11 protein-coding genes are annotated in these 14,951 nt (G+C 62.3%); 3 read left to right on the forward strand and 8 right to left on the reverse strand.

Annotated elements, in window-relative coordinates:
• Nucleotides 1-243 precede the first annotated feature (243 nt).
• Entirely contained in the window at nucleotides 244-984 is a 741-nt protein-coding gene (locus E3O39_RS02940) for a tyrosine-type recombinase/integrase (protein ID WP_166789559.1), read from the forward strand.
• 125 nt (nucleotides 985-1,109) lie between these two features.
• Here the strand turns inward: E3O39_RS02940 and E3O39_RS02945 are convergent, their stop codons facing one another.
• The 4 genes from E3O39_RS02945 to E3O39_RS02960 form a co-directional block, all read right to left on the reverse strand.
• Complete coding sequence (locus E3O39_RS02945) at nucleotides 1,110-1,406, reverse strand: hypothetical protein (protein ID WP_134449422.1); 297 nt, start codon at nucleotides 1,404-1,406, stop codon at nucleotides 1,110-1,112.
• Nucleotides 1,407-1,501: 95 nt separating this feature from the next.
• Nucleotides 1,502-1,846 carry a hypothetical protein gene (locus E3O39_RS02950; protein ID WP_134449423.1) on the reverse strand — a complete coding sequence of 115 codons (345 nt, stop codon included), beginning with the start codon at nucleotides 1,844-1,846 and terminating at the stop codon, nucleotides 1,502-1,504.
• A 1,531-nt stretch (nucleotides 1,847-3,377) separates the two neighbouring features.
• Nucleotides 3,378-3,749 carry a hypothetical protein gene (locus tag E3O39_RS02955; protein ID WP_134449424.1) on the reverse strand — a complete coding sequence of 124 codons (372 nt, stop codon included), beginning with the start codon at nucleotides 3,747-3,749 and terminating at the stop codon, nucleotides 3,378-3,380.
• Between the two features lie 84 nt (nucleotides 3,750-3,833).
• The gene (locus tag E3O39_RS02960) at nucleotides 3,834-6,245 is read right to left on the reverse strand and encodes a phage/plasmid primase, P4 family (RefSeq protein WP_134449425.1); all 2,412 of its coding nucleotides are present in this window, start codon (nucleotides 6,243-6,245) and stop codon (nucleotides 3,834-3,836) included.
• Nucleotides 6,246-7,373: 1,128 nt separating this feature from the next.
• Here E3O39_RS02960 and E3O39_RS18860 point away from each other — a divergent pair.
• Nucleotides 7,374-7,511 (forward strand): hypothetical protein, encoded by a 138-nt coding sequence (locus E3O39_RS18860; protein WP_166787380.1) that lies wholly within the window; start codon nucleotides 7,374-7,376, stop codon nucleotides 7,509-7,511.
• Between the two features lie 213 nt (nucleotides 7,512-7,724).
• On the opposite strand, the gene E3O39_RS02965 is transcribed toward E3O39_RS18860, so the two are convergent.
• The 4 genes from E3O39_RS02965 to E3O39_RS02980 form a co-directional block, all read right to left on the reverse strand.
• Nucleotides 7,725-10,283, reverse strand: a complete 2,559-nt coding sequence (locus tag E3O39_RS02965) for a DEAD/DEAH box helicase family protein (protein ID WP_134449426.1) — start codon at nucleotides 10,281-10,283, stop codon at nucleotides 7,725-7,727.
• On the reverse strand, nucleotides 10,276-11,904 hold the full coding sequence (locus E3O39_RS02970) for an Eco57I restriction-modification methylase domain-containing protein (protein WP_134449427.1): 1,629 nt from the start codon (nucleotides 11,902-11,904) through the stop codon (nucleotides 10,276-10,278). Before E3O39_RS02970 ends, E3O39_RS02965 begins: the two co-directional genes overlap by 8 nt.
• Nucleotides 11,901-12,443 (reverse strand): SAM-dependent DNA methyltransferase, encoded by a 543-nt coding sequence (locus E3O39_RS02975; protein WP_241984957.1) that lies wholly within the window; start codon nucleotides 12,441-12,443, stop codon nucleotides 11,901-11,903. The genes E3O39_RS02970 and E3O39_RS02975 overlap by 4 nt, the downstream gene beginning before the upstream one ends.
• A 566-nt stretch (nucleotides 12,444-13,009) precedes the next feature.
• Nucleotides 13,010-14,044: a hypothetical protein gene (locus E3O39_RS02980; RefSeq protein WP_134449428.1), complete on the reverse strand. Its 1,035-nt coding sequence runs from the start codon at nucleotides 14,042-14,044 to the stop codon at nucleotides 13,010-13,012.
• A 326-nt stretch (nucleotides 14,045-14,370) separates the two neighbouring features.
• On the opposite strand from E3O39_RS02980, the gene E3O39_RS02985 reads away from it, so the two are divergent.
• Nucleotides 14,371-14,949 carry a TetR/AcrR family transcriptional regulator gene (locus tag E3O39_RS02985; protein ID WP_134449429.1) on the forward strand — a complete coding sequence of 193 codons (579 nt, stop codon included), beginning with the start codon at nucleotides 14,371-14,373 and terminating at the stop codon, nucleotides 14,947-14,949.
• Nucleotides 14,950-14,951 lie beyond the last annotated feature (2 nt).

A 14,951-nucleotide genomic window follows, 5' to 3' on the forward strand; every position in this document is an offset into this window, starting at 1 on the left:
CTTCGACTAGAGAATCGGAAGAGGTCAGGCCGTACCAACTACCCAGAACAAGGGGTACCGACTACGTGGACTGGAAGTACCAACAAGGGCTACTCGCCATCCCAGGCGCCCAATACGCGGCGGACCTACGCTTCGGCGATGCGTGGGTTTGCCACTTGGTGCCAAGCCAACGACCAGCCCTCGCTACCGTCAAATCCCGCGGTTTGCGCGGCGTTCCTCGTCGAGCTCGCCGAGACGAAGTCGATGTCTACCATCACTGTCGCGGTCGCGGCAATCCGGGATGCTCACTTGGCTGGCGGGCATAGAGACCCGACCGGATCCCGCGGCGTGAAGACAGTGATGTCCGGATTACGGCGCAGGCTCGGGACCGCACCACTCCACCAGTCGAGGGCCTTCGATGTGCCCGAGCTCAAGCGGATTCTCGCCTTTGACCGAGCCACCCCCGCAGGCAAGCGGGACGCTGCGCTCATCCTCCTGGCCTTCGCTTCTGCGATGCGGCGCAGTGAGCTCGCGGCCCTAACCCGCGCCGACTTGGCGCTCTCGGCCGAGGGGATCCGCATCACCATTCGCCGCTCGAAAGCAGATCAGGATGGTGCCGGCGCGGTCATCGGCGTGCCGGCTGGGCACCACATGGCGACGGACCCGCTGCGGGCGATGCGGCAATGGCTTAGCGTGCGCAGCGGGTCGAAGAGTGACCTCGTCTTCGCCCGAGTGAGCCGGACCGGGGTGGTACTGGCGGGCGGGTTGACGGGGCAAAGTGTCAATGTCATTCTGCAAAATAGAGCGGCTGCTGCGAGGGTGGAGCTCGACGGGGTGTCGGCCCATTCCCTGAGAGCCAGCCACATCACGGAGGCGAGCCGCGCCGGCGTTCCTCTTGAGCAGATCATGCGGACTTCCCGCCACGCCTCAGTGGCCGTGGCCCTGGGATATATTCGGTCGGCGGGAGTGATTCAGGACTCCTCAGCTGGAGCGCTGGGACTCTGAGTCACGGTGGCCGCGAGATAGTGGGGCGGTCCTCGGTGGTGAGCCATGGCTCCTCGCCAGTCAGAGCGACGGGTTCGTCACCGTCGGGCACGGGCAGGCTGGCGAGGGGCCTCATGGCGGTGAGTTTACTCCGGCTCGGCGACCCGTTCGATGCGGCGAACCGTCGAGGTGACGTGCCAGAAGAACTCCACCGTTGGGTCATCGGAGTGCATTGTCCAGCGACCGGAGGCGCCGACCTGACATTCCTCGAGGCTTCGTAGCGGCCGCGGTCGGTCATTGAAAGTCGCGGGGCGTCCCGGGCCCGGGACGCGCTGGGCGGTCATGGCGTCGAGGTCGATGAGGTGCGAACTTCCCTGGGTCCAGACGCGCCAGCGGGCGCCTTCGGTGCCGGTCAGCTCGGTGACTTCTTCCTGCTGGTCCATAGTGACCTCCTCTGGGCCAACGGCCCTCGCCTTTCTCTATGCGCAGTGCGCGCAAAAGGCCCGGTGACTCGAGGGTCACCGGGACTCTTATGCCCCTAGTCGTGCAGCGATTGCCGCCGCTCGGCTTCCTCACCAGACACCGGCAGGCTGGCCGGTATTGCCTCAAGGTCGGCGCTTAGGCCGGCGAGGACAGCCTCGACGCGAGCGGTCAGGCCGAGCGGCCCGACGGGCGATGCGGTGGAGGAGAAGTCCATCTCGAGGTCGAACACTCCGTCGCCTTCCGGCAGGTCGGTGGCCTCCAGCCAAACTGTCGCCAGCCGGCCGCCCCGGCTTGACGCGAACGTGGCTTCCAGCCCGAGGAGTTCGGCCTGCTGGGCGACGACCGCGTGCAAGCATTCGAGCGCGTCTACACCCCAGGTGGTGTCCTCGGCGGCCAGCATGATGGTGATTCTCCAGGGCGGGCACCGCTGCCCCAGAGTGTCCTCCCCGGCATGCCCGGCGAGCGATACGACGCGACGAAACGCGTGCGCCCTTGGCGACCGTCGAGGTGCGATTCCGCTCCGATAGAGCTCTCACGGTCGTGGCGCTGGCGGCAGTGGCCGGGCGAGCTGAGCGATCCCTGCAGGGCGCAGCTCTCCAACATTATGTGCGATTCCCTGGCGGTTGGGATTACCGGAGCGTAGTCGCGTCGGTAATTGGTTGGGCAGCTTCGCGAGATTGTGAATGGATGCGATTGACCGAAGGGCTGCACCCGAAACGCGGTGAGTGCTCCGTCAGCATCATGTTCCGTGGTGTGGTTGTCGGCCACCCGCTGGCTTGCTCAGACGACGGCTATGCGGAGTCATCGACGCGAATTTGGACTTCGTTCTTGCGGTGAAAGCACGAGGATATCTTGGAAAATGAAACGTCACCGGGACCGAAATAGACCCATGAGCATTCGACGAATTTCACGCGAATTTCCGATTCAAAGTGACCCCATTACCGCCCATCCTGCGGCGGCCCAAGCTTGCACTCCACCCTGATGCTTTTGGGCGCTGCCGTGAAGCGACTCTGCGAGTTCGGGTCCCCGTCGGTGGCGCCGTGTGAGGAGGTCGTCAGTCTGCGTCCTCCGCATTGGGCTCCGGGCCAGGCTCCGCTTGATGGCTGCAACCCGGTGCCCGCTCGTCGATTTGATCCGAGCGCCCGCCATGGCCGAGATTCGCGTCCATGTGGCCGACAGACCCTCGTCGCAGCGTTCACGAATTGTCGTGGGGCGGCGGTGCCTGTCGGCTCCCAGATAGCTACCCGGCCGCTCCTCAGGCCACGTGGGAAATTCGGAGTAAGAGGCGCGGGTGGTGCCGGGGAAGCGAAGCTCGACGGAGCCAATTAACGAGCGGATCTCAGCGAGGGGGTGGATCAAGAAGTCAATGTGCTCCGACGAGTGTGCGGCGGCGAAAGCCGGCAAGCGTTCGCCAATCCACAGCGTCTGGGTGCCGACCGTACCGGTAACTCCCAGACGTGTCGGGCCGGCGCGCGGCGCCACGATGCCACCTGCCCGTGTGCAGCGTGTCCGCACGGTTGCCGGCGGCGCTGGGCCGCTCATAATATGGGCCTATTCTCGGTTCAGATTCGCCAGTGTCTTCAAGATTTGGTTGACGGCGGCTACCGCCAGCACCAAGAGCGGCGGGCGGGAAGACCCGCTGCCCGGGACGCTGAGGAGCTTTGCCTCCTTGCCGCCCATCGCAGGCGTGCCGTGCAGGGCGGTGAACGCCGCGAGCGAACCCACTCCGGTCAAGAGGGCGACCCCCCGCTCGAAGGAAGCGGTGCAGAGGACACGTGAGTTCGGTGCCGGCGGTGCGCGGCGACACCGCCGGGCGTGGCTTCGATTTCGATTTGTGGTGACGTGGTGTCTTGCATGATTCGTTGTCCTCTCGAGGACTGGTTGCCGCGCAGGGTGAAGGCGGCCGCCGACGATGCCAGCCGCCTGTGACGCTAGAGGGAGCGGTCCATCCAGACCTTGACAAATCCGGTCCGTTCGATGAGATCGGCGGCGACCGCTGCGACCGCGGCGGCGTCGATACCCATGACGATGTGCTCGTCGAGCTGCTCGGCGATGAGCAGGACTCCATCTCGCTGCCGGCCGCGCACCTCGATGTCGCCGACGAGCCCGGTGACGGTGCGGAGCGCCTCGGCGAACGCGTCGGATACGGTGGCGGTGCCCAGCTTGACGGCGGCGCGCTCAAGCTGGGCGGTGTGCTCGTCGTCGTAGTCCAGCGTCGTGTTCGTAGTGACCTTGGCGACCAGGACGATTCCGTAGAGGGGGGAGCTCGTGATGCGGGCCTTGATAGTGATGGGGCTGTACATTGCGTGTCCTCTCTGGACAGTTAGGGGTGGTGCGGGGCGGCCAGCGGGTGTGCTGGCCGCCTTCAGTAGTTACCCTGCAGCGGGTTAAAAGTTCTTGAAGAACTGGGCGTTGGCGGGGGCTTCCGGGTTGAGCTTGAAGCCGGCCCAGTACCAGACACCCGCGTTCTTGTGTGCGGGTTCCATGCGGTCGATGACACCGCGTTCGCCGAGTGCCCCGACGAGGGCGCGCTGCGACCAGGGGCGGATGCCGGACTCGACGCAGAACGCTGTGAAGGCTCGGTAGGTGATGGCACGGTTGGCGTTGGCCGTCGGCTCCACGATGCAGTATTCCTCGAGGAACTGGCCGAGCGTGTCTCCCGACTTGCGGTACGCGGCGGTGAGGCGCTCGACGGCCGCCGCGGTGCCCAGGCCGTGCTCGCGGAAAGCGAGCGCACCACGGACGAGCCAGGCCAGGATGCCTTCGGCTTCCAGCTGGAGCGTGTCGGGCAGATTGACGTCCTTGGCCTCCTCTGTCACCTGGTTGTCGAACGGGACCGCTTTGATTCGGCGCCATGAACCGCGGTCCTGCTCGGTCACGCGGGGCAAGTGATTCGTGATGAACACCGGGGTGTGCGACGGCCGGAAACTGAACCGGTCCTTGAACAGTTTCCGCGCGGAGATCGCGTCCTTCGATGCGATGCGTTTGAGGGCCGCGGAGTCCAACTGCTGCCCCGCATTGCTCTCCTGCATGATGGCGAGCCGCTTGCCGTGGAGCTCAGCGAGCTGCTCGTCCGACGGGTGGCCGAGCAGGATATCGGGGCTCAGCGGGACGACGAAGTCATTGCCCATGGCGAAGGAGATCGCGTCGATGAAGACACCCTTGCCGTTCTGCCCGGCCCCGGTGCAGAAGATGGCGAACTCATCGCGGACGTCACCGAAGAGGGCGCTCCCGAACGCGCGCTGGACATAGGCGATGAGCTCGGCGTCCTGACCGAACGTCTCCCCGAGGAACTGCTCCCAGCGGGGTGCCTTGGCCGTGGGGGAGTAACTGGTCCCGGACCGCTTTGTCTGGAGCAGACGGCGGTCGTGAGGCTTGAGATTGCCAGTGAGGAGGTCCACCATCCCGTTGGCTACGTTCAGCACGTTCGGCTCGAGGTCGAAGTCGAGTTCATTGACCGCGAGGTCTGGGTGTGTAGCACCAACCTTGAGCGCCGCTTCCAGGGCCCGGACGCCGCGGCCCGCCTTGTAGCTCTCCTGGTTATCGGTGTCACGCTCGGTGAGCGCCATGGCGCGACGGAGCAGCGGGGCGGTTGCCCGGCGGTCCCAAATGCTGCCGTTCCAGCGCATCCATTCCTTTCCGTCGATGTTCCAGACGGCGTCCTTCTCGGCGAGGCATTCGGCGGCGAAACGGTCGCCGCGGCCCACGTCGTCCGCAGAGTAGTAGCGGGTGAGTGCTTCGGCCTGCGCCGGGTTCAGAGTCCGCTCGTTGAGGAGCTCGGTGAGCGGGGCGGGTGCACCACCGGCGCGGGCGGCGGCCAGGAAGTCGTCGATGCCGCGCTTCGGGTCGGCTTCGGTGGCGGGGACACAGACCATGCTGACGCTGGCGCCCTGAGCGGTGAGCAGCGCGGCCGTGGTCGCGAGTGCCCGCTTGATCATGCGGTTGGTTGCCCAGTCAGCATCGAACGCCATGTAGACGGTGCGGCCCGCCCACGGGATGAGGCCTAGGGTCTCGGCGACCAGCACCGGGTTGTCGCTCGGGTTCTCGGGGGAGCCGGCGGCGCGGTACCCCATGGTGACACCGGTCAGGGCAATGGGGACGAGCTTGACTCCGGTGCGCAGCGCCTCGGAGAGAACCGCGTCGGCCTTGGGGATTCCCTCGGTCAGCAGCACCGGGACCGTAGTGTCGTCGACCCAGCCCGCGGCGAGCGGGTGGATATCGGCGGGCAGCATGTAGTCCTCGGAGCCGCGCCGGGTGGGCTGACCGTTGGCCCCGGGGAGTGCAGCCTCCCAGGACTCGAACGCCGGGACCTCGAACTTGATTGACGTGAACTTAGTCACGTGCTTTTTGTTGACCGGGACCTCGATACCGTCGGCGTCGAGCTTGACGGGGTTGGCCTTCTTGGTGGCCTCCAAGTCGATGACACGGCGCGGGCTATCCAGGCGGACCTGGACGTTAGCGTACAGGTCACGGCCCGCGTAGAGCGGGATGACGAGGGCGCGAACATAGCGGCCGGTCTCGGGGTCGGCCTCGCAGAATGCCTCGTTCTGGAGACGCGACCAACCGAACTCCTGGATGGGGCCGGTCGTGGGTGAATCCTCCGGCAGCGGGAGCGGAGTGCAGGAGAAGTACCCGCGGGCCTGGGCGACCAGAGGGGACACGCCGCGGGTGGCGAGGTAGGCCGCGTGCTTCGCGTCGAGCTCTGGTGCGGCCGAGCCGGCGTCGAGCATGGTGACGTCGATGGGCTCGGTACTGGGCCGGATGATGACCGGTGTTGAAGTGGTTACGGTGGCGCTCATTGTTTGGTTCCTAACCAAGGGGGCCGCGTGATGCGGCGCTTTAGGCCAGGGAGGGAATCCTCCATGACAGCCTCGGTGCTGTGTATGTATGTCAGTTAGGTGCGGCGATGTTTGGTGCGGTGCAGTTTGTTCCTCACCTTTCAGATGCGCGAGCGGGGCAAGACTGGGGCAATCCGAAACAATTCTTTTTGTGCCCGATTCGGTGGGCCCCTTCCACCTGCGAATATCCGGGCGGGATGGCGTCAGATGGTCTGTGAACGGTGTTGCTGATCTAGGTCATGACGGATCGAATTGATAAGCGCAAGGAACCGAGGATGCCCGCTCAGATTCGGGCCGCGGAAGCGTTCAAGGAATCCACCGGGGCAACCTCAGGTGCCTCCACAGGAAGCCGTCTATCCCAAGAGTTGACGGGCGGTGCGCGACCCGTGGGCAGATGGGCAAAGGAGTCCAAAAATCGTTCTCTGCACGCAGTTTGTCTGGGGCCTCGTGCCGTGCTCTTTCGGCAATCCAGGAACAAAAGGACAAAAGGAACGCTTTCGGGCGGATCCATAAGTCCAAAGAAGCGAGGTGTGTTTCTAATAGCTGTATGAGAAGTTCTCGTAAAATGTTCCTTCCATTCCTTTGTTCCTCGAGACCCCGGAAAGACGGAGGAGTTGGCCCTCATCGGGCCGAAAATGTTCCTCGAAACCTCCCCAAATTTGGAAACTTGTTCCCCAAATCTTCCCGGTCGACCGCATAGGTGCCCCGCGGGTCCATCTCAACCGGCCGGGCGAGCTCCCAGCGCCCTGCCACGGTCCGTGGAAGTCGCCGACAGACGCCCTATGGATCGTTTCCGGGACGGTTTTGGCGGACATCCCCCGAACATTTCCGCCGCGATGCCGCGCCGGTCGCTCACCTCACGGTCCTGTGACGAGCCGCGGGATGGCGGCTGCGACCTCGGTGCGCGGAAGAGGCCCGGTCGGACGGCTTTGCGCAGGCTAGATAATCCGGGGTCTAACCCTCGAGATGTTGGTTATCGCCGAAAGAGGGCCGTCAGTACGGTGGCCGCGGCTCTCCTTGCATGCGTACGACGGATCCCCCGCCGGTATTCCCGGACCGCTTCCTAGCTCTCGTGAGGCCCGACGATCCATGAACACCATCGTGGAGGGCAACAATCACACCTGCGGCAGCGGGCTGAGCACGCCCGCTGACGTCCCGTATAACCTCGTGGCCGGCACAGGAATCGGGCCTGCCTCGGCCTTGGCCACTGCACTCACCCGGAACTAGCAACGTTTCAGCATCATCCTTGGCCCCCGGTTCCTCGCCAGCGGCGACCCGGCGTGATCGGCACGCCCACCGAAGCACAACAAGGGGTGATGAAACTAGCCCACTAAACCCGCCGTGACCCTGTGACTTCGAGAAATTGCGCTTGGCTTGGCGATACGAAGATGCCAGTACAACGACAGGAGTCATCGGCAGTTGGGCTTCTAAAAGGCGCCCCTAGTTCCGGCCATCAAGTGCCACAACGGTGTCATACAGGCCATAGCGGCGAAGCTCCACGTGCGAGTCGATTCCAGTGTACGAAAGGGATGCATCCTCGTAACGACGGAAGGCGAAGACGGCCTGATTCATGTGAGCCGAATTGAATACACCGAGCGACACGAGCAAGTCAAAGTCCTCGACCGTGAGTCCGGTAACCGCTTTGAAGAGTTCCGGCTCAAGCTTGGTGATGACATCGTGAAGTGTGTTCTCCCGAAAATCGGTGAGATACATAAAAGCGGGAATGCGGGTTGCGAACTTGATCAGCTTTTCCTGGATCTGCTTTCGCTTCGACTTGTATTCCTTCTCCTCTGCCGAGAGCTCCTTCTTCTCCGAGGTGGTCATGCCGTCGCCCGCCGCCTTCTTGGTATTTTTGACCGCTTCCGACTTATTGACGACGGTTTCAAAGATTGACGAGCCAAGGGCGCGGAATCCCTCAATGTTCATCACGGCATCCATGGCGGCCTGCGATCCCATGATCCTACGCAAGGTGTCATTGTCGACGTTCACGAGGATCGCAGACTCCCATTTACGGGCTAGCAAAGTTGCCGAGGTCCCGGCCATCACAATGTCGAGGATGCCAGCTGCGTCGACCTGGGTCATGTTCGACCCGTCGTATGCCAGCACAGGGAGGAAATTAACAAGTTCCTCTATGGCTCGTTCAGGATTTGGTGTCTCCGGGGAGAGCCCCGCTCCATATTCTGCAATCTGCTTAAGCGCCCGCGTCGGTGCAAAGTCAAACACGAAACATACAGGCTTCAAGATCTGTTCGGATTTTGGATCGTCGCCGTTAGGGTTCTGAATCGTCCATGGCGATTGCACTCGGAAGGCAGCCTGAAAGTAAGTTTCGGGCGACTTAAGGTTGCGCAGCATGAGTATCGACGACCAAGGCGGCACCGTGACACCAGTAGTGAGTTTTCCGACGGTCAGAGTGATGGTCTTCGTGTCGTAGCCGTTGCCAATCGCTTGGCGCACGGGAGGAAGCGCATCCAGACCATCGCCGATTCCAGGAGCCGATACATTCACGACCGCGTAGTCATGCCAAGACGCGTTTTGAGGCTCAGCCAGCAAATTCGCCATTGCGGCACAGGACGTTACCCTTGGCAGCATCCAAAGCGAGTGCCGAAGGTAGGGAAGCAAACGAGTATCGGAGTAAGGGAAGGGTGGCCGTGTGCCAGCCTTCATAGCGTCGACCTGCGTCGGGAGGTGCGACCCGCGGATGATGTTGAGCCATTTCTGCACGTCGTCTTTGTGAATGAATGCTGCCTCCGATGATGCTCCAGTGGCTTCGAAGAAGGCATTGAGATCGAACTCGTCGAACTCACCCTGGTTCGCTACCGCGACGAGTTCGTCAGGCATTTGGTAAGTGAGGAGCCGCATCTCGGGTAGCGCCGCATACGGATTGCGTTCGGCCGGCCGCTGATCCGCGAACTCGGCCTTCGCGCGTTGTTCGTCGGTATACGTCCAGTTGAAAATCTGCTCTTCGATGAAGCGTCCTGTGGCGAGCGCCTTGAACGGTGTCCCGGAGAGGTAGAGGTATGCACCGGCGCGGATTGGAACAAAGGTATCTTCGGCGCTGCCGAGTTCCTCGATCTCGTGGGCGAAAATCTCGAGGTCGCTGCCAAACTCCAGTTCCAGTTCCCTCTTCCTAGCCGAGTCATCCTCCCCCTCGAAGAGCTCCCTTGCCGCGTCCCGCCAAGCGCCAAAGTGGTATTCGTCGAACACGACTAGGTCCCATGGCAATTCGGTCAGCCACCGGTGTTTGGCCTTAAAATTGCCAGCGCCGTCGCGGCCCAAGAGATCCTGGAAGGAGCCAAAGTACACGAGTGGGCGATCTGGGTCGGCATCGGCTGGATCGGTGCCCGTCTGACGGGAGAGGTACTGCCAGTTATCAAAGTCGACGTGCGACTCGAGATCTGACTTCCACGCATCTTCGACTGCAGGCTTGAACGTGACGACGAGTACGCGCTTCGCCTCCATGGATTTGGCAAGTTGATAGGCGGTGAAAGTTTTGCCGAAACGCATCTTCGCATTCCACAGGAACTCGGGCACTGCGTCGGCGTCTTGTGCCCATATGGAGTCGAAGTAGGCGAGCGTCTTCTCAACAGCATTCGTTTGTTCTGAGCGCATCCTGAAATCATGATGATGGGTCCCGCTGTACTCACGATTTTCGCGTAACTCCTGCACCACGGTGAGTACATCGGCGGCGGTGCAGCGCACCCATTCGCGGCTCGACTCGAACACGACGTTCTCAAAGCCCTTAGCGACGAGTCGCGACCGTACCTCGGTATCAGTGATCGCACTGCCGTCAGCGCGCTCAGCAGACTCATCCACCTCGATTGAGTACTGAACCCTTGCTTGACCTTGGGACTGACGAATACGGTCGTTCACGGGCTGCGTCGTCTGCCCGACCTTGAGACATCCGCGCCACCGCTCAGCAACCTCGGGGCTCGACCATGCATATAGGCGAAGTCGGACGTCGGGCTTCGGCGGGAGAAGATCGTCGATGGACTTAGACATTGAGACTCATCGGTCGGACGATGCTCTCGATGAACGCGACCTCTTCGTCGTTCAGGCCGTACTTCGCATAGAGCTCTTCATCGGTCCACGGTTTGGAGAAGTCCTGCGTGGGAATGAATGCATATGCAGCTCGCGAGATGTCCTGGCCGGAAGCCCTCAACACGATCAGAACCCGGAAGAATCTCGTCGTGACATAGCTCAAGCAATTTCGCGCCTCCGCTTCGGAGTCGAAATCTCCGAGCAGTACGTAGGTTTCAGTGACGACTGATCCTGGCTCTAAGATCCCTGTCAAAGAGAGCACCCGGCGGCGGCCATCCTTGTCCGCCTGCCCGGCATGCTCCGACGAGGACTTTGACGTGAATACCTTCCACCTGTCGATCAGGTGTGTCGCCTCAGTCAGTTCTGATCGCTTGGCCCAACTCCGTCCGCCGCTTTGGAGCACCAGTACGTCATCGATGTTGCTCTTGACTTTTGAACCGCGGAAGAAGGTCCGAAGGCCGAACGGCTTCTGCCCACTGACCTGATCAGCGAACCGGTGTCCTTCAGGCAGCGCGAGACTCGCGGTGGCTGCCCCTGATTCAATTGCCACGATCTTCTTCAGAATCGAGATGCCTTCGTTATGGCGGATGAAGACATCGGCTCCAGGCTCGAGAAGTGGGCGCACGACCTCGCTGGTGCCACCTTTCCGGTGCGAACTAACGAGGCATTCGCCGCGGCTTTCGCGATTCCACAGGAAGTAACACACTCCGCCGGCGACGTCCACTCCGGGAAACACGTCTCTGCTGTCTAGGAAGTCTGCAATCACTCGCACCCGGTCGTCGGACAGCATCTCAGAGCGGAAGGCCGCGAGACCGCGACCGCCAGCGAACCATCGAGATGGAATGACCATGGTAAGGAATCTGGGTTCGAGCGCCTTGGCAGCATCGACGAACTTCTGATAGATCGGCATTGCGCTTGCGCCAGCGCCGCCATCCTCGAGTTGATATGGCGGGTTCCCGATGACTACATCGAATTGCACTTCGGCTCCGAACATTTGCTTGAACTGCGCCTTGATGTCGGTCGCGTGGATGAAGGGGTAGGCGTGTGTTTCGAGGTCTTTAGAGCGGGCATACTCTGATCTCGGAGCGCCGCAGTATGCGCACCTATCGGCCGCCCAGGTGTGCTCGGTGCGTTCGAACCAGATGTTGCCCCAATCGCGGTCGAACGACTGTGCGACGGAGTGCTCACCAGTCGCATCCTTCGAACAATAGACGCTGCGGCGGGCGATCAGGCTCGTGAGTGCCGTGATCCCGATTCCGAAGACCTGCTTGGTGAGGATGTGGTCGACGCGCTCACTTAGATCCGGAATCTCATCCACCAGACCGCGGTTGAGCCGTTCGACGATCTCACGAAGGAAGACGCCTGACTTCGTGAACGGGTCGATGAAGGTAACCGTCGGGTCTGCCCAGATGCTCTTGCCGTCGTTCGTTTCAGCCCAAGCTAGCTCGAGCGTGTCGAGCACCCGGTTCGCGAGAACGGGCGGGGTAAATACCTCGTCGTTGGAAAGACTCGCAATGCACGTGAGTACGTCAGGGTTGTGACCCTTGAGCGTGAATTCTGCCTTCGCCGAGAGGGTGCTCATGCCGCGAGCTTCTGCACGGTCATCGGCGCGAAGGTGGCGACGGGAACGAAGACCTCGTGATCAATAAAGTCTTCCATGAGGGTCCCCTGCGTGGACGATTGCTGCGAGAGCGCGTCATAGCGAAAGTCTCGTCGCTGGAACTTGCCTCGGCCCAGGTAGCTCCACTGGGGGAACGTAATGTGCTCGCCATCGCTAGCGGTCACGGTCAAGGCGTTGCCCTCAATGATGTTGAGCGCGAGCACACGTTCTGCACAGCGCCACCAAGCATCGGCGCGTTCGAGGTTGAGGAAGGTTGCGAAAGTGCTCAACAGCCTCGACCGGCACTCCGCCGCGTTGTCGGGGAGCAACTCGATGCCATAGACGCACATCAGGGCAAGCAATGCGTAGTGACGGCGCTCGAACTCGCTGCTGCCGTAGCGAGTCTGCACGACCGCTAGCTTCCGTTCGAGAATCGGAATAAGGAAGTTACCGGAGCCGCAGGCCGGCTCGAGGAAGCGTGAGTCGATGCGCTCTGTCTCCGACTTGACGAGGTCGAGCATTTCTTGAACCAGCCACGCCGGGGTGAAAACCTCACCATGCTCCGCGACACGTCGCCGTGATTTAACCAGCTTTTCGGGAGGCGTTATGTTTGTTGGCACAGGTACAGATTACAAGTACCGGGCCTGCTCGACCCGGCCAGGAGGCGCGGCCCCGATGCTGAAATCGTGTTTGCCCGGTTGCCACTCCCCGGATTCGCGGCGGAGATATCGATTGTTTTGGTAGCGCTTTCGTTGGAACGTCCGTCAGTGCACCTCGCGAGCGTACCTATCATTTGTCTCGTGGTTAGCCGGACAGAAGCAGGCCAATCCATGCTCACGAGGACACGTCTCCCACAGGCGTGATTTGACCGTGACGCCACTCGAAGAGGAGATATTCAGAGCGATCACTGCATTTAGACGGGACTCAAGAAGCGTGCGTCAGCGGCACCAAATTGAATTAGCGAAACCCTTGAATCACTGTTCAATTGCCGTTGGGTCGAAGAGGTGCGTCCCGGGTCGAAACCTTGGCGTCCAGATAGTCATCTCAGATTGTTTCTTCGGTCCGTTGGCTCGGTCGGATCGGGCAACTAGCCAACCTTTGTCAACGCGATGAAGATCATGGTCGCCGAGTCGTTGTTGTTGCAGGTCTGAAAAATGAGCTCGTGGCCATCTGGGATGGAACCGGTGTTCTCAACCCCAAAGGAGAGTGTTGCGACTATCCCGTCTACTCGCCAGGTTCCGGCGTGTAGGCCAGTGAGAGTGACCGTGGCCCCAGATGTTTGCGGGAAGGCGCTACCGCCGCAGCCCCAGTGTTCCAAGACGACTGGCTTGCCGCCGTACCAGTCGGTGACGTCCACTGCCCCCTTGCACATGTCCACCTCTGCTTGCTTTCCGGTGGTCCATACGTGCCAGGTAGTCTGCGCGACCACGGGGGATCGCGGGGCGGCAAGGCTCGGGCCTGGGCCGATAAGGGTGCGCTGCGTCGCGGCCCCGGATGGTGTTGTTGATGTGTTCGTAGCGGCTTTTCTTGCTGCGGCCTTGGCCGCAGCGGCCTGAACCGCCGCAGTGGCTTTGGCCGCCGCAGCGGCCTGAGCAGCGACCTGTCTATCATGGTCGTCTTGCCACGCGCGGATGGCAACGGTGATGGCTTGGGTAGGCGTCTCGAGGTCCACGTTCACACCTGTGGGGTGGAGCTGTTGAAGGGCAGCTTTACCCGCCTCGTAGGCGGCGGGGCTGTCCTTCGGGGTGGTCAGAATGAGGGTGAGCGCACTCGCGCCGGTGGCCAGCGCCCCTTCGGCATTGGCCACAAGAGGTTCAGCTGCGGCCACGGCGGCGCTGAGGGCGTTGGGAGCGTCGGGGCTCAGGACTTTACCGGCGCTGCTGGCCAGGCTGCCTGTCGCGGTCGTGAGGTCCGCTCGAGCTGCGGTCACCTGGGTGACGGCGGTGGTGCGCGCCGCGAGCACGGTGCTGAGGGCCTCGGAGTACGCCGTCTCAGCGGTCTGCATTTGGGCTGCGGAGGCGATGGCTGCGGTGTCCGTTGCCCAAATGCCTGCGAGGAGGGCCACGATGAGGGCCCCGCCGACGATGGGGAACCGGCGGCGCAACTGCAGTGGTGCGTGCATCTGAGGCTTTCTTCATGCCGGCTCGTGAAGCCTTCGAGGAAGGCTGCCCCGGCCAGAGTCGAATCTGACTGGAGCAGCCATACAGTCCCGGACCCCCCGGAATCCCCACTGTCCGTCGAGATTTGAGTCTCACCGGAACTTGTACGAGCGTACAACACTTTGTGGCGTGGACTTTCGAGGGTGATGGCTAATGTGGAAGGTGGCTACACGCGGATTTTCCCTTCGGCGCCTGTCGTCGTTCAGGGCTCCGGCAATAGGCCGCGTCGTGCTGAGGCTCGGGAAGCGCAGGAGGCACGGTGGCTCGAAATGATTCCCGGTCGGCGGCGATGCGGGACCGGATCCTGGCTGCCGCGGCAATTGATTTCGCCGACCGCGGTTATGCGGGCACCTCGATTGGCCTCATCGCTGAGAGGGCGGCGACCGGCAAGGGCCAGGTCCAGTACCACTTCAGCGCCAAGTCAGATATCGCCCTCGAACTCGTGCGCTCGTCGTTCTCCCGCGCGCCGTTCGCGAACGTGATTGACGATGGCCCTACGGTTCGCGGGATGGAAGCGATAGTGGCCTCGATTCGCGGTGTCGCGGGCGCATTCCGGGACGACGTGAGTGTTCGAGCGGCGGTGCGCCTCGTTCGCGAGTACCACCTCATTCCGGTCGCCCTTCCCACGCCCTATCTTGGCTGGGTCGCGCGCATTGGAATGCTGCTCCGTGAGGCGGAGGCAGCCGGGGAGATTCCGACCGGCCTGGACCATGACCTCGAGGCCTGGCATCTCGTGGCCTACTTTTCCGGCGTGCAGGAGGTCTCCAACCGGCTCACCGACCGCGATGACCTCCCCGAGCGAATTGAAGAAATGCTTGCGCGCGCCCTCCCCGCGCTTGGCGTGGTGCATCCAGAACGATTCCTCTGACC

The sequence above is a fragment of the Cryobacterium sp. MDB2-A-1 genome (genome assembly GCF_004402675.1).
Lineage (GTDB): Bacteria > Actinomycetota > Actinomycetes > Actinomycetales > Microbacteriaceae > Cryobacterium > Cryobacterium glucosi.